This window comes from Streptomyces sp. WM6386 (assembly GCF_000972385.1).
Lineage (GTDB): Bacteria > Actinomycetota > Actinomycetes > Streptomycetales > Streptomycetaceae > Streptomyces.
On record NZ_JXTE01000590.1, the window covers coordinates 1 to 385 of the forward strand.

The following is a 385-nucleotide window of genomic DNA, read 5'->3' on the forward strand; positions in this document are numbered from 1 at the left end:
GGTCCGCACCGCGACGCCCGTCGCGCCCGGGCCGCCGGCGCCAACATCGTGCCCACCACGACGGGCGCCGCAAAGGCGATCGGCCTGGTGCTGCCGAACCTCGAAGGCAAGCTGTCGGGCGACTCGATCCGCGTACCGGTGCCGGTGGGCTCGATCGTCGAACTCAACACGACCGTCGCCCGCGATGTGACGCGCGACGACGTGCTGGCGGCGTACCGCACCGCCGCGGAGGGGCCGCTCGCCGGCGTCCTCGAGTACTCGGAGGACCCGCTCGTGTCATCCGACATCGTGGGCAATCCCGCCTCGTCGATCTTCGACTCGGCCCTCACCCGCGTCGACGGCCGCCACGTCAAGGTGGTTGCCTGGTACGACAACGAGTGGGGCT

1 pseudogene is annotated in these 385 nt (G+C 71.4%); it reads left to right on the forward strand.

Features of this window, described 5'->3' with window-relative positions:
• Positions 1-385, forward strand: a pseudogene (locus TN53_RS42830) (glyceraldehyde-3-phosphate dehydrogenase); the annotation flags it as partial.